The sequence below is a fragment of the Pseudomonas sp. SD17-1 genome, from assembly GCF_029201585.1.
In the GTDB taxonomy this organism is placed as follows: domain Bacteria; phylum Pseudomonadota; class Gammaproteobacteria; order Pseudomonadales; family Pseudomonadaceae; genus Aquipseudomonas; species Aquipseudomonas palmensis.
Genome location: NZ_CP104044.1, coordinates 3,585,545 through 3,610,147, shown reverse-complemented (window position 1 = coordinate 3,610,147; position 24,603 = coordinate 3,585,545). Strand labels below are relative to the sequence as shown.

General features: G+C 59.8%; 26 protein-coding genes, 1 tRNA gene and 1 pseudogene. 11 read left to right on the top strand and 17 right to left on the bottom strand.

Annotated elements, in window-relative coordinates; genetic code table 11:
• Positions 1 to 95 precede the first annotated feature (95 nt).
• Positions 96 to 803: an arginyltransferase gene (locus N0B28_RS16370; RefSeq protein ID WP_043860851.1), complete on the bottom strand. Its 708-nt coding sequence runs from the start codon at positions 801 to 803 to the stop codon at positions 96 to 98.
• Positions 804 to 878: 75 nt separating this feature from the next.
• Positions 879 to 1,556 carry a leucyl/phenylalanyl-tRNA--protein transferase gene (gene aat, locus N0B28_RS16365; RefSeq protein ID WP_275727528.1) on the bottom strand — a complete coding sequence of 226 codons (678 nt, stop codon included), beginning with the start codon at positions 1,554 to 1,556 and terminating at the stop codon, positions 879 to 881.
• Positions 1,557 to 1,897: 341 nt separating this feature from the next.
• On the opposite strand from aat, the gene ftsK reads away from it, so the two are divergent.
• From ftsK to cysG, 6 genes are all read left to right on the top strand, one after another.
• Entirely contained in the window at positions 1,898 to 4,303 is a 2,406-nt protein-coding gene (gene ftsK / locus N0B28_RS16360) for a DNA translocase FtsK (protein WP_058541214.1), read from the top strand.
• Positions 4,304 to 4,368: 65 nt separating this feature from the next.
• The gene (gene lolA / locus N0B28_RS16355) at positions 4,369 to 4,992 is read left to right on the top strand and encodes an outer membrane lipoprotein chaperone LolA (protein ID WP_043860848.1); all 624 of its coding nucleotides are present in this window, start codon (positions 4,369 to 4,371) and stop codon (positions 4,990 to 4,992) included.
• Between the two features lie 19 nt (positions 4,993 to 5,011).
• Complete coding sequence (locus N0B28_RS16350) at positions 5,012 to 6,337, top strand: replication-associated recombination protein A (RefSeq protein WP_043860847.1); 1,326 nt, start codon at positions 5,012 to 5,014, stop codon at positions 6,335 to 6,337.
• Positions 6,334 to 6,708: a fluoride efflux transporter CrcB gene (gene crcB, locus N0B28_RS16345; protein WP_043860846.1), complete on the top strand. Its 375-nt coding sequence runs from the start codon at positions 6,334 to 6,336 to the stop codon at positions 6,706 to 6,708. Before N0B28_RS16350 ends, crcB begins: the two co-directional genes overlap by 4 nt.
• Positions 6,709 to 6,725: 17 nt before the next feature.
• Positions 6,726 to 8,006, top strand: coding sequence for a serine--tRNA ligase (gene serS, locus N0B28_RS16340; RefSeq protein WP_054915099.1), 1,281 nt, complete (start codon positions 6,726 to 6,728; stop codon positions 8,004 to 8,006).
• Complete coding sequence (gene cysG / locus N0B28_RS16335) at positions 8,007 to 9,392, top strand: siroheme synthase CysG (protein WP_043860844.1); 1,386 nt, start codon at positions 8,007 to 8,009, stop codon at positions 9,390 to 9,392.
• Between the two features lie 92 nt (positions 9,393 to 9,484).
• On the opposite strand, the gene N0B28_RS16330 is transcribed toward cysG, so the two are convergent.
• The 8 genes from N0B28_RS16330 to N0B28_RS16295 form a co-directional block, all read right to left on the bottom strand.
• A complete protein-coding gene (locus N0B28_RS16330) occupies positions 9,485 to 10,453 on the bottom strand; it encodes a glutathione S-transferase family protein (RefSeq protein WP_275727518.1) in 969 nt (322 codons plus the stop codon).
• Positions 10,454 to 10,561: 108 nt separating this feature from the next.
• Entirely contained in the window at positions 10,562 to 11,557 is a 996-nt protein-coding gene (locus N0B28_RS16325) for a glycosyl transferase family protein (protein ID WP_275727516.1), read from the bottom strand.
• Positions 11,554 to 11,889 carry a TusE/DsrC/DsvC family sulfur relay protein gene (locus tag N0B28_RS16320; RefSeq protein ID WP_043860841.1) on the bottom strand — a complete coding sequence of 112 codons (336 nt, stop codon included), beginning with the start codon at positions 11,887 to 11,889 and terminating at the stop codon, positions 11,554 to 11,556. Before N0B28_RS16320 ends, N0B28_RS16325 begins: the two co-directional genes overlap by 4 nt.
• The gene (gene tusB / locus N0B28_RS16315; RefSeq protein ID WP_058541209.1) at positions 11,886 to 12,182 is read right to left on the bottom strand and encodes a sulfurtransferase complex subunit TusB; all 297 of its coding nucleotides are present in this window, start codon (positions 12,180 to 12,182) and stop codon (positions 11,886 to 11,888) included. The genes N0B28_RS16320 and tusB overlap by 4 nt, the downstream gene beginning before the upstream one ends.
• A complete protein-coding gene (tusC, locus tag N0B28_RS16310; RefSeq protein WP_043860839.1) occupies positions 12,182 to 12,541 on the bottom strand; it encodes a sulfurtransferase complex subunit TusC in 360 nt (119 codons plus the stop codon). The genes tusB and tusC overlap by 1 nt, the downstream gene beginning before the upstream one ends.
• A gap of 1 nt (position 12,542) precedes the next feature.
• Entirely contained in the window at positions 12,543 to 12,935 is a 393-nt protein-coding gene (tusD, locus tag N0B28_RS16305) for a sulfurtransferase complex subunit TusD (RefSeq protein ID WP_275727511.1), read from the bottom strand.
• Between the two features lie 93 nt (positions 12,936 to 13,028).
• On the bottom strand, positions 13,029 to 14,399 hold the full coding sequence (locus tag N0B28_RS16300) for a uracil-xanthine permease family protein (protein WP_043860837.1): 1,371 nt from the start codon (positions 14,397 to 14,399) through the stop codon (positions 13,029 to 13,031).
• Between the two features lie 217 nt (positions 14,400 to 14,616).
• Positions 14,617 to 15,288: a Bax inhibitor-1/YccA family protein gene (locus N0B28_RS16295; RefSeq protein WP_043860836.1), complete on the bottom strand. Its 672-nt coding sequence runs from the start codon at positions 15,286 to 15,288 to the stop codon at positions 14,617 to 14,619.
• A 121-nt stretch (positions 15,289 to 15,409) separates the two neighbouring features.
• On the opposite strand from N0B28_RS16295, the gene N0B28_RS16290 reads away from it, so the two are divergent.
• A tRNA-Ser gene (locus tag N0B28_RS16290) sits at positions 15,410 to 15,497 on the top strand.
• 123 nt (positions 15,498 to 15,620) lie between these two features.
• On the opposite strand, the gene N0B28_RS16285 is transcribed toward N0B28_RS16290, so the two are convergent.
• The 3 genes from N0B28_RS16285 to N0B28_RS16275 form a co-directional block, all read right to left on the bottom strand.
• A complete protein-coding gene (locus tag N0B28_RS16285) occupies positions 15,621 to 16,688 on the bottom strand; it encodes a tyrosine-type recombinase/integrase (RefSeq protein WP_190977103.1) in 1,068 nt (355 codons plus the stop codon).
• A 4-nt stretch (positions 16,689 to 16,692) separates the two neighbouring features.
• Positions 16,693 to 16,929: a DUF4224 domain-containing protein gene (locus N0B28_RS16280; RefSeq protein ID WP_159388353.1), complete on the bottom strand. Its 237-nt coding sequence runs from the start codon at positions 16,927 to 16,929 to the stop codon at positions 16,693 to 16,695.
• Between the two features lie 252 nt (positions 16,930 to 17,181).
• The gene (locus tag N0B28_RS16275; protein ID WP_190977102.1) at positions 17,182 to 17,568 is read right to left on the bottom strand and encodes a hypothetical protein; all 387 of its coding nucleotides are present in this window, start codon (positions 17,566 to 17,568) and stop codon (positions 17,182 to 17,184) included.
• A 142-nt stretch (positions 17,569 to 17,710) separates the two neighbouring features.
• Here N0B28_RS16275 and N0B28_RS16270 point away from each other — a divergent pair, with 142 nt between their 5' ends.
• The 3 genes from N0B28_RS16270 to N0B28_RS16260 all read left to right on the top strand — a co-directional run bounded on the left by N0B28_RS16270 (position 17,711) and on the right by N0B28_RS16260 (position 19,865).
• Entirely contained in the window at positions 17,711 to 18,547 is an 837-nt protein-coding gene (locus N0B28_RS16270; RefSeq protein ID WP_190977101.1) for a hypothetical protein, read from the top strand.
• Between the two features lie 317 nt (positions 18,548 to 18,864).
• Positions 18,865 to 19,569, top strand: coding sequence for an F-box domain-containing protein (locus tag N0B28_RS16265; protein ID WP_190977100.1), 705 nt, complete (start codon positions 18,865 to 18,867; stop codon positions 19,567 to 19,569).
• Positions 19,566 to 19,865 carry a hypothetical protein gene (locus tag N0B28_RS16260; RefSeq protein WP_223849163.1) on the top strand — a complete coding sequence of 100 codons (300 nt, stop codon included), beginning with the start codon at positions 19,566 to 19,568 and terminating at the stop codon, positions 19,863 to 19,865. The genes N0B28_RS16265 and N0B28_RS16260 overlap by 4 nt, the downstream gene beginning before the upstream one ends.
• Before the next feature lie 433 nt (positions 19,866 to 20,298).
• Here N0B28_RS16260 and N0B28_RS16255 read toward each other — a convergent pair.
• The 3 genes and pseudogenes from N0B28_RS16255 to N0B28_RS16245 all read right to left on the bottom strand — a co-directional run bounded on the left by N0B28_RS16255 (position 20,299) and on the right by N0B28_RS16245 (position 22,341).
• A pseudogene (locus N0B28_RS16255) lies at positions 20,299 to 20,918 on the bottom strand (tyrosine-type recombinase/integrase).
• Between the two features lie 182 nt (positions 20,919 to 21,100).
• Positions 21,101 to 21,685 (bottom strand): hypothetical protein, encoded by a 585-nt coding sequence (locus N0B28_RS16250; RefSeq protein WP_190977273.1) that lies wholly within the window; start codon positions 21,683 to 21,685, stop codon positions 21,101 to 21,103.
• A gap of 122 nt (positions 21,686 to 21,807) precedes the next feature.
• On the bottom strand, positions 21,808 to 22,341 hold the full coding sequence (locus N0B28_RS16245; RefSeq protein ID WP_223849220.1) for a hypothetical protein: 534 nt from the start codon (positions 22,339 to 22,341) through the stop codon (positions 21,808 to 21,810).
• 715 nt (positions 22,342 to 23,056) lie between these two features.
• Between N0B28_RS16245 and N0B28_RS16240 the strand changes: the two genes are divergently transcribed.
• Positions 23,057 to 23,674 carry a recombinase family protein gene (locus N0B28_RS16240; RefSeq protein WP_190977274.1) on the top strand — a complete coding sequence of 206 codons (618 nt, stop codon included), beginning with the start codon at positions 23,057 to 23,059 and terminating at the stop codon, positions 23,672 to 23,674.
• Positions 23,675 to 23,781: 107 nt separating this feature from the next.
• Here the strand turns inward: N0B28_RS16240 and N0B28_RS16235 are convergent, their stop codons facing one another.
• A complete protein-coding gene (locus N0B28_RS16235) occupies positions 23,782 to 24,135 on the bottom strand; it encodes a hypothetical protein (protein WP_190977275.1) in 354 nt (117 codons plus the stop codon).
• Positions 24,136 to 24,603: the final 468 nt, after the last annotated feature.

Here is a 24,603-nt window from a genome sequence, read left to right as displayed (position 1 = left end):
AAGCCCTCGGTGTCCAGTTGCCGGCCCGGTGCAACTGCGCCAGGCTAAAAAGTGGCGTGCATTGTGCCCGAAAAATGGGGTTCAAGCCAAGGGTTTCAGTTAAGCGTGACCCATCGTTGATTGATCAGCAGCTCGATGGGGCGGTACTGGGTCTTGTAATTCATCTTTTTGCAGTTCTTGATCCAGTACCCGAGATAGACCGCTTCAAGCCCCAGGCGCAGGGTTTCGCTGATCTGCCAGAGGATCGCGAAACGTCCCAGGCTGCGCCGTTCTTCCTGGGGTTCGTAGAAGGTGTACACCGCCGATACGCCGTTGGGCAGCAGGTCGGTGACCGCCACCGCCAGCAGCTTGCCGTCCAGGCGAAACTCGTAGAAGCGTGAAAACGGCAGGTCGCGGACCAGGAAGGTGGAGAACTGGTCGCGGCTGGGCGGGTACATGTCGCCGTCGGCATGGCGCTGCTCGATGTAGCGGCGGTACAGCTCGAAGTATTCTTCGTTGAACCGAGGGCGTGCGGGGGTCACCACCAGGTCGGCGTTGCGCTTGATGATGCGCTTCTGCTGGCGATTGGGCGTAAAGCGAGCCGCCGGAATGCGCGCAGGTACGCACGCATTGCAGTTCTGGCAATGCGGGCGGTACAGGTGGTCGCCGCTGCGACGAAAGCCCATTTCCGACAGGTCTGCGTAGACGTTGGCGTCCATTGGCTGGCTCGGGTCGAGAAACAGCGTGGTGGCTTGCTCGTCTGGCAGGTAGCTGCAGGCATGGGGTTGAGTGGCATAAAACTTCAACCGCGCCAGCTCTGTCATGATCAACCCCTCGGGAGGTGCGTTTGGATTAAGTGTAAGCCAGCTGTGAAAACTCGCCTAGCAAACGCCAGGACGTCAGGCCCAGCTGACGTTGGCCGGCTGGTCGAGGTAGTTGCGCAGGTACTCGGCAAAGGCGCTGCGAGCGATGGAGCGGGCGCCGAGGCTGTGCAGGTGGTTGGTGGGCATCTGGCAGTCGATGAGCACGAAGCCGGCCGCCTTGAGGTGTTCCGCCAGGTGCACGAAGCCCACCTTGGAGGCGTTGTCGGCGCGGCTGAACATCGATTCGCCAAAGAACAGGCGGCCCATGGCCAGGCCGTAGAGCCCGCCCACCAGCTCGCCGTTTTCGCGCACTTCCACCGAGTGGGCGAAGCCCTGCTGGTGCAGCGTGAGGTAGGCAGCTTGCATGGGGGCGGTGATCCAGGTGCCGTCGGCATAGTCGCGAGGCGCCGCACAGGCACTGATCACGCTGGCAAAGTCCTGGTCGAAGCTGACCTGATAGCGGCCCTGGCGAATGACCTTGCGCAGCGAGCGCGACACGTGCAGCTCGTCCGGGAACAACACGGTGCGCGGGTCGGGCGACCACCACAGGATCGGCTGGCCGTCCTGGTACCAGGGGAAGCAGCCATGGCGATAGGCCTGCACCAGGCGCTCGGCACTCAGGTCGCCGCCGGCGGCGAGCAGGCCGTTGGGTTCGTGCAGGGCCTTTTCCAGGGGCGGGAAGTCCAGGTTGTTGCGGCTCAGCCAGGTCAGCATGGAGGTGGGTCGCCGTGCGGTGGAGGAGGGGAGGGGAAGGATCGCCGCAAAAGGCTTCGTCGGCAAGGCCGGCGCCTGCCGTTGCGCCGCCGGCGTTGGCGGGCGGCGCAACTTAACCTGCACTATGCTGTCCCAACTACGCAAAAACCCCGCATAAGCCTTTGTCACAAAAGAGAATGCGTGCTCAAATTGCCGTATAGGAAATTGGCCCCCGTTTACGCCTCGTTCCGGCGTGCCGTCATGGCGGCAGGCGGGCAGTAATGTTAAAAGTAGTGGTTTGTTGACCCGGTCGCCCGGTCGACCCCTGTTGGACGCGCATTGAGCGCAGGAATAGACGCGTTTTGAAGAAATCCACCGCAACACCCAACCCCGAGCCGATCTGGCGCCAGCAGCTGCACTACCGGCTCAAGGAAGGTGCGCTGATCGCCATGGGCGCGCTGTGCCTGTACCTGTGGATGGCCCTGCTCACCTACGACCAGGCCGACCCGGGCTTCAGCCATACCAGCAATGTCGAGCAGGTGCAGAACGCCGCCGGTCGCGCCGGGGCGTTCTTTGCCGACGTGTTGTTCATGGTGCTGGGCTATTTCGCCTATATCTTCCCGTTGCTGCTGGCGATCAAGACCTGGCAGATCTTCCGCGAACGTCATCAGCCCTGGCAGTGGAGCGGCTGGCTGTTCTCCTGGCGTTTGATCGGCCTGGTGTTCCTGGTGCTGTCGGGCGCCGCGCTGGCGCATATCCATTTCCATTCGGCCCCGAGCCTGCCGGCCTCGGCGGGCGGCGCGCTGGGCGAAAGCCTGGGTGACCTGGCCAAGAACGCGCTGAACGTGCAGGGCAGCACCCTGATGTTCATCGCGCTGTTCCTGTTCGGCCTGACCGTGTTCACCGACCTGTCGTGGTTCAAGGTGATGGACATCACCGGCAAGATCACCCTCGACCTGTTCGAACTGTTCCAGGGTGCGGCCAACCGCTGGTGGACCGGGCGCAACGAGCGCAAGCGCCTGGTTGCCCAACTGCGTGAAGTCGACGAGCAGGTGCACGACGTGGTGGCGCCTGTGGTGCCCGACCGCCGCGAGCAGCTCAAGGCCAAGGAACGCATCATCGAGCGCGATACCGCGTTGAGCAAGCATGTGGCCGAACGCGAGCAGCATGTGCCACCGGTGATCATGCCGGCGCCGGCCAAGGCGCCAGAGCCGAGCAAGCGCGTGCAGAAGGAAAAGCAGGCGCCGTTGTTCGTGGACAGCGCCATCGAAGGCACGCTGCCACCGATTTCGATTCTCGACCCGGCCGAGAAGAAGAAGGTCAACTATTCGCCAGAGTCCCTGGCGGGCGTGGGCCATCTGCTGGAAATCAAGCTCAAGGAGTTCGGGGTTGAAGTGTCGGTGGACTCGATCCACCCCGGCCCTGTGATCACCCGCTACGAAATCCAGCCGGCCGCCGGGGTCAAGGTCAGCCGCATCGCCAACCTGGCCAAGGACCTGGCGCGCTCGCTGGCGGTAACCAGCGTGCGCGTGGTCGAAGTGATCCCGGGCAAGACCACGGTGGGTATCGAGATCCCCAACGAAGACCGCCAGATCGTGCGCTTCTCCGAGGTGCTGTCGTCGCCGCAGTATGACGAGGCCAAGTCGCCTGTGACCATGGCCCTGGGTCACGATATCGGCGGCAAGCCGGTGATCACCGACCTGGCCAAGATGCCGCACCTGCTGGTGGCCGGTACCACAGGTTCCGGTAAATCGGTGGGCGTGAACGCGATGATCCTGTCGATCCTGTTCAAGTCCGGCCCCGAAGACGCCAAATTGATCATGATCGACCCGAAGATGCTCGAACTGTCGATCTACGAAGGCATCCCGCACCTGCTGTGCCCGGTGGTCACCGACATGAAGGACGCCGCCAATGCCCTGCGCTGGAGCGTGGCCGAGATGGAGCGCCGCTACAAGCTGATGGCGGCCATGGGCGTGCGCAACCTGGCCGGCTTCAACCGCAAGATCAAGGACGCCGAAGAGGCGGGCGAGCCGATCTACGACCCGATGTTCAAGCGCGAAAGCATGGATGACGTGCCGCCGCTGCTCAAGACCCTGCCGACCATCGTGGTGGTGGTGGACGAATTCGCCGACATGATGATGATCGTCGGCAAGAAGGTCGAAGAACTGATCGCCCGTATCGCGCAGAAGGCGCGGGCTGCCGGTATCCACCTGATCCTGGCCACCCAGCGTCCGTCGGTGGACGTGATCACCGGCCTGATCAAGGCCAACATCCCGACCCGCATGGCGTTCCAGGTATCGAGCAAGATCGACTCGCGCACCATCATCGACCAGGGCGGCGCCGAACAACTGCTGGGCCATGGTGACATGCTGTACATGCCGCCGGGCACCAGCCTGCCGATTCGCGTGCACGGCGCCTTCGTGTCCGACGAAGAGGTTCACCGCGTGGTCGAGGCCTGGAAGCTGCGCGGCGCCCCGGACTACAACGACGACATCCTCAGCGGTGTCGAAGAGGCCGGCAGCGGCTTCGATGGGGGCGGTGGTGGTGGCGGTGACGATGACGCCGAAACCGACGCGCTGTACGACGAGGCCGTGCAGTTCGTGCTCGAAAGCCGTCGTGCCTCCATTTCCGCGGTACAGCGCAAGCTCAAGATCGGCTACAACCGCGCCGCCCGCATGATCGAGGCGATGGAAATGGCCGGTGTGGTCACTGCCATGAACACCAACGGTTCGCGTGAAGTGATTGCGCCCGGACCGATGCGCGACTGATGATTCCTTATCTGCCGGCGGCCATTGACGGCCGCCGGCCCACCCCTACTGCAACGAGGATTTCCATGCGCCTGATTCGCATGCTGTTGGTTTCCGCCATGGCCCTGTCCAGCGCTTCGGTTTTCGCCGCAGAGGCGGACGTCAAAAGCCTGACCCAATTGCTGGAGACGTCCAAGACCATTTCTGCCGGTTTCTCGCAACTGACCCTCGATGGCAGCGGCACCCAGTTGCAGGAAACCACCGGTCAGATGGCGGTACAGCGCCCTGGTCTGTTCTACTGGCACACCGATGCGCCTGCCGAGCAGGTGGTGGTGTCGGACGGCAAGAAGGTGACCCTGTGGGACCCGGACCTGGAGCAGGCGACCATCAAGAAGCTCGACGAGCGTCTGACCGAAACGCCGGCCTTGCTGTTGTCGGGTGATATCTCGAAAATCAGCCAGAGCTTCGATATCACCTCCAAGCAACAGGGTGACGTGATCGATTTCACGCTCAAGCCCAAAACCAAGGACACCCTGTTCGACTCGCTGCGCCTGTCGTTCCGCAAGGGGCTGGTGAACGATATGCAACTGATCGACAGCGTCGGCCAGCGCACCAACATCCTGTTCAGCGGGGTCAAGGCCAATGAGCCGATCCCGGCGAGCAAATTCAAGTTCGTCGTGCCTGAAGGCGCCGACGTGATTCAAGAGTAAAGAGGTCAAGCCCGCGTCCATGGACCTGTTTCGAAGTGACCCTGTTGCCCAGCCCTTGGCCGCGCGCCTGCGCCCGGCCAACCTGGACGAATACGTCGGCCAGCAGCACCTGCTGGCGCGCGGCAAGCCGCTGCGCGAGGCACTGGAGCAGGGCGCGCTGCACTCGATGATCTTCTGGGGCCCGCCCGGGGTGGGCAAGACCACCCTGGCGCGTTTGCTGGCACAGTTCTGCGAGGCGCACTTCGAGACTGTTTCAGCCGTACTGGCCGGGGTCAAGGAGATCCGCCAGGCGGTGGAGATCGCCAAGCAGCAGGCCGCACAGTACGGGCGGCGCACCATCCTGTTCGTCGACGAAGTGCACCGCTTCAACAAGTCGCAGCAGGACGCCTTTCTGCCGTATGTGGAAGACGGCACGCTGATCTTCATCGGCGCCACCACCGAAAACCCCTCGTTCGAACTCAACAACGCCCTGCTGTCGCGGGCGCGCGTGTATGTGCTCAAGAGCCTGGACGAAGCCGCGTTGCACCGCCTGGTGGAGCGCGCACTGACCGAGGAGCGCGGCCTGGGCAAGCGCAACCTGAGCCTGGGCGACGAAGCCTTCAAGATGCTGCTGGCTGCCGCCGATGGCGATGGCCGGCGCCTGCTCAACCTGCTGGAGAATGCCTCGGACCTGGCCGAAGACGGCAGCGAGATCGGGGTGGAGCTGCTGCAAAGCCTGCTTGGCGATACCCGTCGACGTTTCGACAAGGGCGGCGAGGCCTTCTACGACCAGATTTCCGCATTGCACAAGTCGGTGCGTGGCTCCAACCCCGATGGGGCGCTGTACTGGTTCGCACGCATGCTCGATGGCGGCTGCGACCCGTTGTACCTGGCGCGGCGCGTGGTGCGCATGGCCAGCGAAGACATCGGCAACGCCGACCCGCGTGCGCTGAGCCTGTGTCTGGCCGCGTGGGACGTGCAGGAGCGCCTGGGCAGCCCCGAGGGCGAGCTGGCGGTGGCCCAGGCCATTACGTACCTGGCCTGTGCGCCCAAGAGCAACGCGGTGTACATGGGCTTCAAGACCGCCCTGCGCGAAGCCGCCGAGCATGGTTCGCTGGAAGTGCCACTGCACCTGCGCAACGCACCCACCAAGCTGATGAAGCAGCTGGGCTACGGCGACGAGTACCGTTATGCCCACGACGAGCCCGATGCCTATGCGGCGGGCGAAGACTACTTTCCCGATGACCTCGCGCCGCGCCAGTACTACCAGCCGGTGCCTCGCGGCCTGGAACTGAAGATCGGCGAGAAGCTGCGCCACCTGGCCGAACTCGATCGCCTGAGCCCGCGCCAGCGGAGGAAGCCATGATTGCCCTGGTGGCCGCAGTCAGCGCCGGGGGCATTGCCGGCACGCTGCTGCGCTTTGCCGCGGGAAATTGGGTCAATGCCCACTGGCCACGCCACTTCTATCTCGGTACGCTGGCGGTCAACCTGATTGGCTGCCTGCTGATCGGCTTGCTCTACGGGCTGTTTCTGCATCGCCCGCTGGTGCCGGTCGAGCTGCGCGCAGGCCTGATCGTCGGCTTCCTTGGCGGCCTGACGACCTTTTCATCCTTTTCCATGGACACCGTACGCCTGCTCGAAAGCGGGCAAGCGCCCCTGGCGTTCGGCTATGCCAGCCTCAGTGTAGTGGGTGGCCTGCTCGCCACCTGGGCCGGATTGTCCTTGACCAAATTCTGAACCAGCGAGAAAACGAAATGCTCGATTCCCAACTGTTACGCGGCCAACTTCAGGAAGTGGCGGATCGCCTGGCTTCCCGTGGCTTCAGCCTGGATGTCGCGCGCATCGAAGCACTTGAAGAGCGCCGCAAGTCTGTGCAGACCCGCACCGAACAGCTGCAGGCCGAGCGTAACGCCCGTTCCAAATCCATCGGCCAGGCCAAGGCCAAGGGTGAGGACATTGCCCCGCTGATGGCCGACGTCGAGCGCATGGCCAACGAACTGGCTGCCGGCAAGGTGGAGCTGGAAGGTATCCGCGAAGAGCTGGACGCTATCCTGCTGACCATCCCCAACCTGCCGGACGCCAGCGTACCGGTGGGCGCCGATGAAGACGACAACGTCGAAGTGCGCCGCTGGGGCACCCCGCGCAGCTTCGATTTTGCGATCCAGGACCACGTCGCCCTGGGCGAGCGCAACGGCTACCTCGACTTCGAGACCGCAGCCAAGCTGTCGGGCGCGCGGTTTGCCCTGCTGCGCGGCCCGATCGCCCGTCTGCACCGTGCCCTGGCGCAGTTCATGATCAACCTGCACACCGCCGAGCATGGCTACGAGGAAGCCTACACCCCGTACCTGGTGCAGGCCCCGGCGCTGCAGGGTACCGGCCAGCTGCCCAAGTTCGAGGAAGACCTGTTCAAGATCAGCCGCGAAGGCGAGGCCGACTTCTACCTGATCCCGACGGCCGAAGTGTCGCTGACCAACATCGTGGCCGGCGAAATCGTCGATGCCAAGCAACTGCCGATCAAGTTCGTCGCCCACACCCCGTGCTTTCGTAGCGAAGCCGGTGCGTCGGGTCGCGATACCCGCGGCATGATCCGCCAGCACCAGTTCGACAAGGTCGAGATGGTCCAGGTGGTCGAGCCGGGCAAGTCGATGGAAGCCCTCGAAGGCCTGACTGCCAACGCCGAGCGCGTGCTGCAGCTGCTGGAGCTGCCTTACCGCGTACTGTCGCTGTGCACCGGCGACATGGGCTTCAGTGCCGTGAAGACCTACGACCTGGAAGTGTGGGTGCCGAGCCAGGACAAGTACCGCGAAATTTCCTCGTGCTCCAACTGCGGCGACTTCCAGGCGCGCCGCATGCAGGCCCGCTGGCGCAACCCGGAAACCGGCAAGCCGGAGCTGGTGCACACCCTCAACGGCTCGGGCCTGGCTGTAGGCCGTACCCTGGTGGCAGTGCTGGAGAACTACCAGCAGGCTGATGGCAGCATCCGTGTACCGGAAGTGCTCAAGCCTTACATGGGTGGCCTGGAGATCATCGGTTAAATGGAGTTCCTGCCGCTGTTCCACAACCTGCGGGGCAGCCAGGTGCTGGTCGTGGGTGGAGGCGAGATTGCCCTGCGCAAGTCTCGCCTGCTGGCCGATGCAGGTGCCGTGCTGCGGGTGGTTGCCCCTGAAATCGAGGGGCAACTGGCCGAACTGGCACGCTCCAGTGGCGGCCAGACCCTGGCCCGCGGCTATCACGAAAGCGACCTCGACGGTTGCCAGCTGATCATCGCCGCCACCGACGACCAGGCGCTCAACGCCCAGGTATCGGCCGATGCGCGCCAGCGCTGTGTGCCGGTCAACGTGGTGGATGCGCCGGCCTTGTGCACGGTGATCTTCCCGGCGATCGTCGACCGTTCGCCACTGGTGGTGGCAGTGTCCAGCGGCGGCGATGCGCCGGTGCTGGCACGCCTGATCCGCGCCAAGCTGGAAACCTGGATTCCTGCCGCCTATGGCGAACTGGCCGGCCTGGCCGCGCGCTTTCGCCATCGGGTCAAGGAACTGTACCCCGACGTGAACCAGCGTCGTGGGTTCTGGGAAGACGTGTTCCAGGGCCCGATTGCCGAGCGCCAGCTGGCCGGGCAGGGCGCCGAAGCCGAACGCCTGCTGCAGGCCAAGGTGGATGGCGCGCTGCCGCAGACCTCGGGCGAGGTGTACCTGGTGGGGGCGGGGCCGGGTGATCCGGACTTGCTGACCTTCCGTGCGCTGCGCCTGATGCAGCAGGCCGATGTGGTGCTGTACGACCGCCTGGTGGCGCCCGCCATCATCGAGTTGTGCCGGCGCGACGCCGAGCGCATCTACGTGGGCAAGCGCCGTGCCGATCACAGTGTGCCGCAGGACCAGATCAACCAGCTGCTGGTGACCCTGGCCAAGCAAGGCAAGCGCGTGCTGCGCCTCAAGGGCGGCGATCCGTTCATCTTCGGCCGGGGTGGCGAGGAGATCGAAGAGCTGGCCGAGCATGGCATACCCTTCCAGGTGGTGCCGGGCATCACTGCGGCCAGCGGCTGCTCGGCGTATGCCGGCATCCCGCTGACCCATCGCGATTATGCCCAGTCGGTGCGCTTCGTGACCGGCCACCTCAAGGACGGCACCAGCAACCTGCCGTGGAATGACCTGGTGGCGCCTGCGCAGACCCTGGTGTTCTACATGGGGCTGGTGGGCTTGCCGACCATCTGTGCCGAGCTGATTCGTCACGGTCGTGCGGCTAGTACGCCGGCGGCGCTGGTGCAGCAGGGCACTACCACCAACCAGCGGGTGTTTACCGGCACCCTGGCCGACCTGCCGCAACTGGTGGCGGAGCATGAAGTGCATGCGCCGACGCTGGTGATCGTGGGCGAGGTGGTGCAGCTTCGCGAGAAGCTGGCGTGGTTCGAAGGGGCTCAGTAACAACAGCTTCGCCAGCAAGGCTGGCTCCTGCAGGTACACGCGACCCACTGCAGGAGCCAGCCTTGCTGGCGAAGGGGCCCTTCAACCCCTGATCAAAAACTGGTCTTGTCCCAAATCCCCCGGCCCACCAGCCGCTCCCGATCATGTCGCGTCGCAAAGTCCTGCAATGGTCCCTTGGGCACGATCCCGTTCGGGTTGATGGTCTTGTGGCTCATGTAGTAGTGACGCTGGATATGCTCCATGTTCACCGTCTCGGCCACCCCCGGCCACTGATACAGCTCCCTCAGCCAGTTCGACAGGTTCGGATAATCGGCGATGCGCCGCAGGTTGCACTTGAAGTGCCCGTGATACACCGCATCGAACCGAACCAGCGTGGTGAACAGCCGCCAGTCAGCTTCGGTCAGGTACTCGCCGGCCAGGTAGCGCTGGTCGTTCAGTAGCTTTTCCAGTGCATCCAGCTCGGCAAACAGCTCGTCGAACGCCTGCTCGTAGGCTTTTTGCGTAGTCGCAAAGCCTGCGCGGTACACGCCGTTGTTCACGGCAGGGTAGATCCGCTCGTTCAGTGCATCGATGCTCGCGCGCAGCGGCTCGGGGTAAAGGTCCAGGCGATTGCTGGTCAGCCCGTCGAAGGCGGTGTTGAAGATACGGATGATCTCTGCAGACTCGTTGTTGACGATGCGTTGTTCCTGCTTGTCCCACAGCACCGGCACCGTGACCCGGCCGGTGTAATGCGGGTCGTCGCGGGTGTAGCGCTGATGCAGGAATTCAAGCTGGTCGAGCTTGTCGCCTGTCGAACCCAGGGCTGTGTCGAAGGTCCAGCCGTTCTCGCCCATCAGCCAGCTGACCACCGACACGTCGATCAGCTTGTCCAGGCCCTTGAGCGTGCGAAAGATCAGCGTGCGGTGCGCCCAGGGGCAGGCCAGCGACACATACAGGTGATAGCGCCCGGCGTCGGCTGCGGGCAGCTGATTGCGCCGCTGCGCGTTCTCGCGCTGGAAGGTGCCGTCTTTGCTGCTTTCATACCACTGGTCATGCCAGCGGCCATCGATCAACAGGCCCATGGTGGTCTCCTTGGCGATTCGTTCAACTTGGAGCCCAGTGTACGGGTTCAAGTTCGAACCAATGGCGCAAAGCATCGGCCTGTTTGATCGAAAACCCCGATCAGTCGCCTAGCTCAGGCGTTGATCCCACCAGTGCTGCGCCTGCGTGAAGGCGTCCTCTCGGGTTTGCCCCAAGCCGCGTAGCGCCAGCGCCATGCTCGATACAAGAGCCAGTTCACCGTAGCTGTTGCGGGCCTCGCCGCGCCATACTGCCAGCAGGTGCTGCAGGTCGAGGCTGGCCGGCTTCACATGGCGCTGGGCCGACAGCTGCGGCCATTCTTCATCCCAGTCTTGGCCATGGGCAGTGCCGTACAGGTGGCTGGTGGCATCCGGATTGATCTCGATCTCACCGCCGTCACCCTTGACCACAATCGCCGTATCGCCCAGCAGCCGACTGGCTTCGCGGTGTACGGCCTGGTAGCCGGGGTGGAAGATGCTCTGCAGGCCGCACCGCGCCCCCAGCGGGTTGAGCACCCGTGCCAGGGAGTGAATGGGCGAGCGCAGCCCCAGGGTGTTGCGCAGGTCGATCATGTGCTGCAGGCGCGGCGCCCAGTCCTGCAGGGGGATGAACGCGATGCAGTGCTCGTCCAGGGCACTGGCGACGCTGGCCCAGTCGCGGCACAGCGGGATCTGCACCTGTTCCAGCACCTGCTCGGTATACAGGCGCCCGGCGGTGTGAGCGCCGCCGCCGTGCAGCAGGATGCGCACGTCGTTTTTCGCAAGGCACTTGGCCGCCAGCAGAAACCACGGCAGGTGGCGCTTCTTGCCCGCATAGCTCGGCCAGTCCAGGTCGACCGCGATGGGCGGTGCCTGTACACGCTGGCGCACGGCTTCGGTGAAGCCGGCCAGCTCCTCGGGGCTCTCCTCCTTGTGACGCAGCAGCATCAGGAAGGCGCCCAGCTGCGTCTGCTCGACCTTGCCGTCCAGCAGCATGCCCATGGCCTCGCGGGCTTCTTCCCGGGTCAGGCCGCGGGCGCCGCGTTTGCCTTTGCCCAAAATGCGCACGAACTGGGCGAAGGGGTGTTCGGCGGGCGTTTCGAGGGTGAGCGGGGTAGGGGCAGTCATATGCAGTTGGTCGGCTTTGGCAGGCCCGCGAGCTTCGCGGCAAGTTTGGCGGGGGTGCCGTTGAACAGGCGGTTCAGGTGCAGGCTGTTGCCTTTGTCCGGGCCCAGCTTCAAGGCGGTGTACTTGATCAGCGGGCGCGTGGCCGGCGACAGCTCGAACTCCTGGTAGAACTGGCGCAGCAGCTCCAGTACCTCCCAGTGTTCGGGAGTCAGTTCCAGGCCTTCGCGCTCGGCCAGGGCTTGTGCCACGGGCTTTGACCAGTCCTTCAGGTCGACCAGGAAGCCGTCCTTGTCCAGGGCAATGTCGCGGTTGTCGAGGCTCAGGGTGCTCATAGCCAGCTGTTGACCTTGTCGTGGTCCAGCGACAGCTGCACGAACGCCGGGTAGTCGATGGCCCGGGCCGCGTCGCTGGAGATACCGCGAGCTTGCAGGTCTTCTTCCAGCGCAAACAGCCTTGCGCCCAGGTTGGCGTGCTCCAGCGCCTTCAGCGGCTCGCTGCCGGGCTGCAGCGCGTACACCGCGTCGCCGCACAGCAGCAGGCCGTCGTTGCTGCCCAGCAGGCGCAGGCAACTGCTCAGGCGGTTATCGCCGAACGGCGAGTGGGAAATGACGTGCAGGGTGCTCATCAGAGGGTTACCACCTGGTCAAAACGGTCGATCAGGGCTGCCAGTGCAGCGTCGTCGAGTACCTCGACGTCCAGTGTCAGGTGTTCAGCGTCCAGGCCGCGCTCGAGCAGGCTGCGGGCGTCGGCGAACAGGGCCTCCACGCCGAACATCGGTAGCGCCTGGAGATTGGCCGCCAGGTTCTTCTGTTGCAGCTGTGCCGGTTGCTGCGCAGGTGCCAGCTGAAACACGCCATCATCCAGAAACAGCATGCCCAGCGGCAAGTCGAAGGCGCCGCCGGCCAGGGCGATATCCAGTGCCTCGCGGGCCGACGGGCCGGCCCAGGGGGCCTGGCGGCTGATGATCAGCAATGACTTGGCCATTTCAGTCGCCTCCAAAGCAGACCAGGCGGTCGGCGGTTTGTGCAGCTTCGTGCAACTGGCCCAGGCCCGACAGCTCCCACGGCGCGGGCAGGTTCACGGCGGGGCGTTCATAACGCTGGGCCTCTTCGGCGTTCAACACGCCACGGCGCAGGGCGGCGGCAATGCACACCACCGCATCGAACTGGTGCTCGGTGACGAAGGCACGCCATTGCGCCGGCACGTCCAGCTCATCCTGCGGCGCGACCACGTTGGCCGAGGCGCTGTGCACGCCATCCTGATAGAAAAACAGCCGCACGATCTCGTGCCCGCTGGCCAGGGCAGCCTGGGCGAACAGCAGTGCACGGCGCGAGGAGGGCGCATGGCCGGGGGAAAATACCGCGAGGGCGAACTTCATGGCAGGCTCTGTCAGCAAAACTGCGCCCATGATAAAGCAAAAAGCCCGCGCCTTGTGGGCGCGGGCCTGGTTGGGGCAGCTTGGCAAGCGGCCTCAGTTCTGAGCTTTGGACTCGGGCAGGAACCAGTTCAGCACCAGCGCACAGATGCCGCCGGTTGCCACGCCAGACTCCAGCACATTGCGCAGTGCCGATGGCATGTGCGCCAGGAATTCCGGCACCTGCGCCACGCCCAGGCCCAGCGCCAGGGACACCGCGATGATCAGCAGGGCGCGACGGTCCAGGCTGATGCTGGCCAGAATATTGATACCCGAGGCCGCTACGGCACCGAACATCACCATCGCAGCGCCACCCAGCACCGGCTCCGGCACCGCCTGAATCACCCCGGCCACGCTTGGGAACAGCCCCAGAATCACCAGCATTGCGGCAATCCAGATACCGATATGGCGGCTGGCGATACCGGTCAGCTGGATCACGCCGTTGTTCTGCGCGAACACCGAGCTCGGGAAAGTATTGAATACACCGGCCAGCAGCGAGTTGGCGCCGTTGACCAGCACGCCGCCCTTGATGCGTTGCATCCACAGCGGGCCTTCGACCGGCTGGCGCGATACCTTGCTGGTGGCGGTAACGTCGCCGATGGCTTCCAGCGAAGTCACGAGGTAGATCACCAGCATCGGAATGAACAGCGCCCAGGAGAAACTCAGGCCGAAGTGCAATGGCACCGGCACCTGGAATACGGCGGCTTCATGCATGCCGGTGAAGTCCAGGCGGCCCAGGTAGCCGGCCAGTGCGTAGCCGACGGCCAGCGCGATCACGATCGCGCAACTGCGCATCCACACCACCGGGATGCGGTTGAGTACCACGATGATGGCCAGCACCACGCCGGACAGCAGCAGGTTTTCGCCGTTGGCGAAGGTACCGTTGGCCATGGCGCCGAAGCCGCCGCCCATGCTGATCAGGCCCACCTTGATCAGCGTGAGGCCGATCATCAGCACTACTATGCCGGTGACCAGGGGGGTGATCAGGCGTTTCACGAACGGCAGAATGCGCGAAATGCCCATCTCAACGAACGAGCCGGCAATCACCACACCAAAGATCGCCGCCATCACGCCTTCTACCGGGGTACCTTGCTTGACCATCAGTGCGCCGCCGGCGATCAGCGGGCCAACGAAGTTGAAGCTGGTGCCTTGCACGATCAACAGCCCGGCGCCGAAGGGCCCGAAGCGTCGGCATTGCACGAAGGTGGCGATCCCGGAGATCACCAGCGACATCGACACGATCAGGTTGGTATCGCGGGCCGATACGCCGAGTGCCTGGCAGATCAGCAGGCCGGGGGTAACGATGGGCACGATGATCGCTAGCAGGTGCTGCAGGGCAGCGAGCAGGGCGATCAGCGGCCGGGGCCGGTCTTCCAGGCCTAGAACCAGTTCATTGGCCTGTTCGGGCGCTTGTTCGAGTGAGCTCATGGGTGTTGCTGCCCCGGGCAGAAAAAAGGAGCGCATTCTACGGCGCGCGCGGGGATTGGGGTAGTCCAGTTTGCCAGCATTATCTGGCGCTACAGCCCGCAGGGCGTAGGAGTCGGCCTTGCCAGTGAACGAGCGCGAAGCCAGCGCCCCTCAAACGCCACCCACAAAAAAGCCCGCCGAAGCGGGCTTTTTCAACACTCAACCAACCAAGCTCGGATCAGTCATCCCGACCCATCAGCCCGAACAGTTGCAGCAGGCTGACGAACAGGTTGTAGATCGATACATACAGGCTGATGGTCGCCATGATGTAGTTACGCTCACCACCGTGGATGATGGCGCTGGTCTGGAACAGGATGCACACCGACGAGAACAGCACGAAACCTGCGCTGATCGCCAGTTGCAGGCCGCTGATCTGGAAGAAGAAGCTTGCCAGCACAGCGCCCAGCAGCACGAAGAAGCCTGCGGTGATGAAGCCGCCCAGGAAGCTCATGTCCTTGCGGGTGATCAGCACGTAGGCCGACAGACCACCGAACACCAGTGCGGTCATGGCGAATGCCGAGCTGACCACTTCAGCGCCGCCGGCCATGCCCAGGTAGCGGTTGAGGATAGGGCCGAGCAGGAAGCCCATGAAACCGGTCAGCGCGAAGGTGGACACCAGGCCCCATACCGAATCACGCAGCTTGTTGGTGAGGAAGAACAGGCCGTAGAAGCCGATCAGCACCACGAAAATGTTCGGGTAGCCGACGCGCATCTGTTGGGCTACATAGGCCATGACACCACTGAAAGCGAGGGTGATGGCCAGCAGGCCATAGGTGTTGCGCAGGACGCGGCTGACCTCTTGCTGTTCGACCTGCAGGCCGTGGTTGACGGCGTAATCCTGTTCGCGCATGGCGACACTCCTGTGGGTTTGAAACGTTCAGATGCAAAGATCATAACAGAGGCACGCAGACCAGCCACCTAGAGAGTTTGACAGCTTGTTTCATTTCGGTATTATGGCGCCCGCAATACGAGGAAGCGTGGCCGAGTGGTTTAAGGCAACGGTCTTGAAAACCGTCGATGGGCAACTATCCTAGAGTTCGAATCTCTACGCTTCCGCCATCTTCAAAGCCCTGATTATTCAGGGCTTTTTGCGTTTTTGGAGAGCGGAAAACTTGACGCTGAAAAGGCCAAGTGTTCCGCAACTTTTCGATGGTGTTCCGCAACTCCTTCGTAAAAGATGTTTCATCGGGTTGGTTTCACGATCTCCCCGACGCGGCGGTAAACGGTCTGCGTGATCCGCTTATCGGTGTGACCTAGTAGCCTACTCGCGTGCGCCAGGTCTTCAATTTCGCTCGCTGCTTTGGGGCGGATATCGCGAAACTGGAATTGACGAATGCTGTCGGCCAGGACGCTATCAAGGTCTTCCATCGCTTTGGCGGCGGCCTTGGATCTAGCATCATCAAAGCGAAGGCGTAGCATCGCTGGCGTCACGTTACGGCCGTCCTCTGTCACGATCAGGTAAGGGTTGCGCACCCCTCGCGCCTTGCGTTGGCTCAGAAGGCGCTCAACCAGTATCCCCAGTTGGCTGGTCTCTGTTTCTGATTCAAGACGAATCCTGAGCTTTTTTGTCGTTTTGCCCTGGGCGAATTGCAGAAAACCATCAACCACGTCTGTCGCCCGGGTGGCCAGTACATCCGCTGGGCGTTGACCGGTCAGATAGCCCAAGTCCATTGCATCTCGCAGCTCGGAAGCGGCTTGCTCGTAGACAGCATCCCAGATCGCCGGCCCTGCATAGAAGTCCCTAGGTGTCTCCTTGTTTTTGCGGATACCGGTCGCTGGGTTTGGGCGGTCAGTAATGCCCCACTCCCTTGCCATGTTGAAAATGTGAGAGAGAAGGGCGATCTCTCGATTCGCCCTAACCTTGCCTGTCCGTCGATCTCGATACTGGGCAAGTACTTGAGGTGTAATCAGCTCCATCGGGGCATTATCGAAAGCTTTGCGCAGCTGTTTGAGCTCGGCCAGGTTGTCCTTCTGGGTTCGCGGCTTTTTACCCGGAATGACATCCCTTTCATAGCGATCGAATAGCTGCCCCATCAAGCGCGTAATCTTTGGAATGGCCTTCCTATCGAGCTTCGCCCATTCTACTTTGGCGATGTCGAGGTCGTTACCTAAAGGTATCTCTCGACGCCTGCCATCTTCGTCCCTGCCGTCGTAGTAGTAAGCGACCCAGATGTTGCCGTTTTTGCGCTTTCGCGTACGCCGAATCATTCGCGGCGGAAGATCTCTATTAGCGGTTTGTTTCGGACGCATCTTGCTAACCCACCCGAGACAAATCGAAAGTCCAAGTCTCTGCGACGGCGTTCATGGCTGTTGGCTTAACTCCAGCCAGCTTTAGGCGAGCATACACTCGGCCAACGACCGGACGTCTGGCGCCAGATAGGGCGTATTGCCATCCATTACTGGCTAGCCATTGAATTTGTTTCGAAGGCAGTTGATAGCCAGTGATAGCTGCAATTTCCTCTTCACCCAGAGTTTCAGTCTGAATTTCCATAATTCTCTCCGCGCCGCGCCTGGCGGCAGAGTTGATGAGGAATTCGTTCAGGCGCATGCTTGATAAGAACCCAGCGCGGTGTGCTCATTGGGATGTTCGCTCCCTGCCAGGGAATATGTTTTGGATCATTTTCAGCGCTCCGTATCAGTCCGTTTTAGAACAAGGTACTGGGGTTCAGGAGGGATAGGTTTCGCTTTCAAGCGCATTTATCGTCGGAAATTGAAATTGCCGTAAAAGGTAGATTTCTTTTATCTAGGTTCGCTTTGGCGTGGGTTTTTGGCAGGAATCATTGATTTTCTCAAAAGATATGCGGTTCATTATGCATATGGGGATTGAGTACCCCTGAATGGTCGTCAGTATCGTTTCGTCTCCCTCAGCAACCATGAAGCAGGGATGACCACGGCGGAAACGCATTCCCCTCCCGGTGTAATTGCGCAGGATGATTTCCCAAGAGTCATCGTCGTAGTAGACGCCCGTGATTTCAGCCCAGTTTGCCGAAACGCCGCTTCCAACGATGCCGTCAGGCGTCAGGCAGAAAATTTCTACGTGGTTTTCCTGTGTGGCAGGTACGGCGTAAATCCGGCCATTCGGCGCTATGGGTGGGAAAGTCTGTCCATTGCCTAGGTGACGAAATTCCATGGTGGCGCTCCGCATGCATGAGGTTGCATGACACGCTATGCCAGGCTCTGGAAATCCCAAGCCGGCACAGCTCACAGGCTTATGCCGTTGGGTTTCCTGAAGGTCTCCGTAAGCTGTGGTAATCAAAACAGGGAGTGGCGCCATGGGTAACAAATCAACAACGATCCGAATCGGCTTGCTGGCCGCGACAGTAGCTCTTCTGGTTGGGTGCTCTGGCACCCAGGAGGCTAGGACTGTGCAGCTTCCTGAGCCGAAAGATTTACCGAGGGAAAAATGGTCGGATGCTATGCATGTTCTGACCGCCATGGGGATTTCCGGGCAGCGTGACGTTCCAATCGAGCTGGCAGGGGCAGTTGATAGGGCGAGCCTGGCCAGCGGCTCTGGAACAGTGCTCGGGGATGCTGGATTAAGCGCGGTTAGCTTCGCTTCGCCACCTACAGGTTTGAGTGGTGGCGCAGCAGCGGGAATTGGCTTGGGCTTGATGCTGTTGGGTGGCTCGAGCGATCCGGTGCGTGCAACTCAGGTTGTAGCGTGGGTACCTGCTGACCAGGCAAGCTCGCCGGAGGCGGCGTCTGCTCTCGCATTGCATAAGGTCGAAGATGCTCGCAAGAGAGTTTTTGCCAATGGCCTATCGAAGCTGCCAATGCAGATCGGTAAATATCCTGATGGTCATCACTTCGGCTATGCATCCCTGGCAGATAGTTATGCGGAGCGTCCGGTTCCATACAGTGAAGAGGTTGCTAAATCGCCGAGCTTTCTGAGATCGCCACTCAGCTACGGGCCGATCTTCATACGTGACAACCAATTCACGCTTGATGCCTACAAGAACGACATGACTACGTCGGAAGCCATGCTGCTTGTATCGCAATACCTGCCTGATTGGATCTACATCTACCACCCTGGTCAGCGGCTTAGAAAAGATTCGATTCCAGCGGCAATCTTCAATCAGGGCAGGGTGCTCCACTTCGTAGCGAAGTAATTGCACTCCACTTGATCACCCTTTTGCATCGGATTTGACCCGCACACTGGGTGTCCCTGACCGGCAGAAAGCGACCCATAGCGGACAGCCGCGACGAAGGACCCTTGGGCACAAGTTGGCTTCAAGCAAATCCTCCAGCTCACAAAAGCTCAACCCAGGTCGTACAGGCATTAATTCCAATCGCTAAATTCTTCCGCACTTCTAAAGACGTCATGCTGCCACGAGCCCAAGGTGCATTCAGCGTATAGGGCTTACATTAAAAATCCAAATGTGATATACGGGCACAACTCTTTAACTCACTACCTGATGAGTGAACTATGTTAACTGCTGTCATTTCTGGCAAGAAACGTGGTACTGGCATTGAAGGAAATTGGTTGAAGCTTGGCCAGGCTGAAGGTGCTGAGGATGTGCTCACGGCGAGTGTCTTCGAGCGTCTTGCTTACTTGCCAGATAACTTATTTAGTTCCGCACTCACCGCGGTATTAGGGGTGGCCATTGGTGCAATTGAGACTATCGATTTCTGGCCGTCATGGTACTTGTCCGATGGTCGTCGCGTCGAACCTGATGTAGTAATCAGCGATGGGCAACAGTCGCTGCTGGTTGAAGCCAAACGCCATGACTATTCTCGGCAACAATATGCAGGTCAATTGGCGACAGAACTCCGCGCAGGCTGGAGCGAGGGAAAACTGACTGAGGACTGCATCCTGCTGACGCTAGGCGGCTTGACCGAATATGGGCATAGAGCACGTGAAGATCTTTATAGAGATCTCATCACAAGCCTTCCTCCAGGCAAGGAATATCGATTCAAACTGGTCTGCTGTAGCTGGCAACAACTATTCTGCGCGCTGGAAGAAACGCTGAAGGAGCACCCGAGCCCAGGGCTCCAACGAATGCTCTCAGATATTTCTGAGTGTTATTACTGGCATGGTTTACGCACTCATCGCACGTTATGGCTAAACGCATTAAAGTCTGCGCATCTGACCACCAAGCCAAGTATTTTCGACCGATGGAACCTGAAATGAATCAAGATCTTAATACTGCCTTGCTTGATGTTCGCCGCGCATATCGTTTGCTGGCCAACTACCAGAAACGCCAATTTGATCTACTTTCCTATATTCGTGATAAGCTAGAAGCTATAGATTATTATCAAGACTATGCGTTTTCTCGTCCTAATGACCTAGGCGGGCTGGAGAACCAAGCTAATGCAGGGTTGCGTTTCCTTCCTTTTTTAGATATTTCGGCGATATGGCTCCGCCACCAGAATCAGGAAGAGTATTGGGATAAACACCTACCTGGTGACTTGATGTTTGGTGCATGAGTACGCAGTGATACTGGGTTTGACAAGTATCAAGGTCACTATACAACGAGAACAGCTGAGGACTCCCAAAGCATCCTTGTTATCTCTGTTGTAATCTGTGACGAGCCAAACAAAACCTTAGGAAATTGGTACAATAAAGTGTGGAACCAACTTCCCTATCCAGAAGATGGGCAAGTGGGTAGGAGCGAATCCGTTCCGGGGTATCGTGTGTATAGCAATAGTATTGAATTGGCTGAGCTAGCTGACCAGCATTCAGTAGATGCAGCTATCGAGAAATGGAGAAAAGACGCTGCAATTGCGCTAGGTGTCCCTTACATCTGATAAAACGGTTGAGGCAGCGCATTTTTCAGTCGATTGATTGAGAACAGTCTGTACTGACTGGCTGCTTTGGGTCGGATAGCGACGGTCTAGCATCGACCGTCGCAGTGGGTGGTTAAACTTCCGTCTGTTCCGCCATTTCCAGGGCATCATCGACCTCGATTCCTAGGTATCTGACGGTGCTTTCAAGCTTCGTATGACCAAGCAGGAGTTGGACAGCTCTCAGGTTCTTCGTCCTGCGATAGATCAGCGATGCTTTGGTTCGCCGTAGCGTATGAGTACCGTACATAGATGGGTCAAGGCCAATGGCGGTCACCCACGCTTTGACTATCCGAGCGTATTGTCTGGTGGAGAAATGGTCTGAGTCGTGCAACCGGGTCGGAAACAAGAAGTCCTCACTGCGGAGGTGGGCCTGATGCATCCAAGCCTCCAGAACCGTTCGGGTTTGCTCCGTGATTTCAAATTGTACTGGTGCTGAGTTTTCTGCTGCATCACGATGGCCCGCGACGACACGTGCTTCCCATGGGCTATGTCTCGGACTCGCAGCTTGGTTAAGTCACAGGCACGCAGCTTGCTGTCGATGGCCAAGTTGAAAAGCGCCAAATCTCGCGTCTTCTCAGCAAGCTGGAGTCTTACTCGGATGGCCCAGATATCTCTGACTCGGAGTGGGGCTTTCTGCCCGACAAGCTTTCCCTTGTTCCAAGGCTGATGGCTGTATGTAGCAATAGTGTTCATGGCTTGTCCTTCACGTTGAGGGAGGACAAGGGTGGATCAGTCACAATGAGTGGTGGTCGCTATTCGACCCAAAGCGGCCTTTCGCGAAAGGGCAGCAATCGACCAGTAGCGGTCATTGTGGGCTCGGGTCTTCGCGGTGCCAGTAAACTGAATGATGGTCAGTAATTGGCCCTTCTTTTGATTTATGGCTCATAAAGGCACCCGCCCAGTGGGTCAGACCAGACGAGTTCCCCAGTAGTGGGGCGTCTCATAATGTTGTCAATCCTGGCATCGACGTTACATTCATGACGCTCCGCAAATTCTGCCGACTTAGCGAGAGTGATCAATACACCTGCCAAATTTGGATGCTCGTCGGCTAAGGCTTGGCATTGTTCAGAAAGCGCGCAGTTGGCCGGTAAATCATCGTTGTCGTCGAGCAAACTCGACAATATGCCAGCAAGTAAAGGTTCGCTGGTCTCATCTACGCTCATCAATCTTTCCACTTCGGCCAGCCAATAGAACTCATTTGCACTTCCTTGGAGTGAAGAATCAGAGGGTCCGACTGCGCCGTAATCTTGAATGATCTCGACAACATTACGGTTGCCTTCGGCCCACTGCTGGGCGAGAAAGTTGTGACCGCATCCCTCGAGAGTAAGGCGATAGAGTCTGTCGCCGCGCTCAAACAACATGCTGCTCGAGCCTTGGCAAAGGAAAGTTGCTTCTTTCAGCGGCTCTTGTGCAAGTATCGTCTGAAAGTTAGCGCCCTCAAGCACCGGTTGATTAGTCATGCATATTCCCCGAACCTGATTTTTTCCAATGGGATATAGCTGAGTCAGGATGAGCACGGGAGCCCATTAAAATTAAGGCCAGTTGTGCTCAGCAGGCTTGGAACTTCGGCTTGGATGCGTCGTTAGACAACGACTCCAGATGCATCGATTGCAGCTTTTGAGAGGACGCCAAGGTTGCTTCTTGGGTGACCTTTTCCTCCTAGCCAGTTAGGAATCAAAGCGCCTTGAGCAGCAAAATGCTCAACATGAACCACTGTGATTTTTCCGTCCGTGTAGGCCACTGAGTTGATCATTTTCCAGGCGCCAGGACGAGCGCGGCGAAACAGGTTGTAAGCGGACGCTACATAGTTTAGGCCCGTACCCAGACCAAACATGACAATGAGCCGAGTCTCTTCCGGCAGGTCACGGAGAAAGGTAGTTGTACAGTTAGTAGCAACCGATGTGCCGAACGGGGTAGCAATGAACTTGTCCAACATTCCGCCACCCGATCCTTTCCAGGATACAGACTTGCGGTCGTAGCGTTCTACACTGCAACGAATGAGTGATGCGAAATGAAAGCGCCCGGACTTATCCGCGATAAGACGGTCTACATATTTCTTCAGTTTATCGGGCTCGTCGGTGGGGATGAGACCGACATGAGCCAGAATCTTGCCCACGTTGAGACGACTACCCTTGTACGCAATTTCGTCGTGAGGTGTGGAAGCGAGTGCTCCAGCCTGAGTTGGGCCCTTGGAGAAGCCAAGTACAATAACCTCGGGCTTAGTACTGCCCCATGCCAAAGGGTTTGCTGTAATTCGCCAATCTCCCTCCGTGCGCTTGGATACATCGAATTGTGGCGCAATATCATTATAGCAACGCGAGCAGGAGACTCTGCCGTGACTCGGTAAGCAACTCATCAATCCTCCCAGGACTGTCAAAGTCTAAAGTAGCCGATGGACTCCATAAGCACCTAACTACTACGAGGTAGATGCTAGCAGCGTGGTTGACGTTACCCATTTGCCATCAGAGTGTCCACCGTCCACTTCTGGCCGTGAACTGCCCTCCATGAAGGCAGCTATGGGTCGAAAGCAGTCGTACGGACTACCGCTATTGGCCGACTTCTGTCGGTCACAGGCATCAAATGTGCTGGTCAAATCCCATGCAAACGGCTGGTCAAGTCGAACGCAAATTGGCGGTCACGTGATTGCAGTTACGCAGTAATTTTGCTGGGCTGTGCCGCGGGTTTTTCGCAAACCTACGGTGGTTCTTTTGAGTATGCCTTAGCTGGTACGTTCAGGGGTAACGTTTTCCATGGGTTCAATTTTATAAGTAACGGTCCAAATGCTACGTTTAAAAAAACACCACCCAAACTGATACATGAAAGGAAATCCCATGTTCGTTCGCGCATACCTTCGCGCTTCCACTGCGGAGCAGGATGCCAGTCGTGCCCGTGACGCTCTGCAGCAGTTCGCTGCTAACCATAGCAAGGCCATTGCCGCGCAGTATATCGAGAACGCCAGCGGGGCCAGGGCCGATCGGCCGGAGCTATTGAGGCTGCTAGGTGATGCCCATAGCGGTGACGTGTTACTGCTTGAGAGTATTGACCGGCTCTCACGGCTGCCGGTGGCTGATTGGCAGGCGCTTAAGGCTGCGATTGACTCCAAGGGACTGCGCATCGTCGCCCTGGATCTGCCGACCAGCCACCAAGGCATGAGAGAAACGGTAGGTGATGAGTTCACTGACCGAATGCTGGCAGCTATCAACGTCATGATGATCGAGATGATGGCGGCTATTGCGCGCAAGGACTATGAGCAGCGTCGGGAGCGCCAGGCGCAGGGTATCCAGAGGGCAAAGGCTTCCGGCGCTTACAAAGGTCGGCCGGCTGACAAGGGGCTGCACCAGCGCGTTGGTGAGCTGCTCGGCGCTGGTCTGGGCATTCGGGCGACCGCTCGTCATGCAGGGTGCAGTACCACCACAGTGCTTAAAATCCGCGATCAAATGACCGAGTGACAACGCGATTTGTCGTGTTGTCGAGCCGCAGTGAGATTCGCATGAATTTTACCCGGGTAGCGGACTGCATCCGCAGCCTGGGCAGCATTCCGCTCGCCTGGAATAGATTAGTTCGTCTTACGGCCCAGGCGACGGCGCACCGCTCGAATCATCCTGGCACGCATGAGAACGGTTGCGACTGACACCGCAAGCGCTATACCGCCCGCCTGTTCGCCGAAACGGACGAACGTAACGATGTTCACCAGGGCGAGAACCATAAAACCGTAGAACTCGGCATTAGCCTTGCCGGCAGCCAGAGCCTGATGTTCGGTGAGCATCCACTTCGGCGACAGGCAGAAGGGGCATACGGACGACTCCGGGTCACGGCCGCCCACGGGTACTCCGCTGATGTAGAACGGCGCGCTAGTGATCACCTTTGGAACCATCATCTTCTTGCAGCACTGGCACTCAACTTTGCTCATGGCGTGAACCTGCTGGACTTGGCACATGCCTGAACATTACCCGAGCGCTGGCAAATCCCAAGACGCCGCCATGCGAGCCTGCAGGTGCCTGCAAGGTCAGTCGGTGTGATGTTTTTTATCGAGATGATCCGCCACCTTGTAGCCAATCACCGCCGCCAATCCCAACGTGCCGATTACGCCAATGACCGCGTAAACCAGTAGCTCAATCGCATCCATGTCTTGCTCCTTCTGGGCTGAAAATTTGCACAGAATCCAGCTTCTCACCTGCTGTGCCAATCCCAAGGATTTCTTCCTCCTGAAATCCCTTTCCGCCGGCACTTGGCGATTAAATTCCAGAGCAACCGGCGCACCGCTCATATCCGCTGCGCGACACGTGTTCAAAAAACATGCTCACACTACCTCTCTTGCTTATGGGAGTCTGACGGTTCACCTCACATAGAGGGACTCTGCCGATTTTTGCCGAAGGGG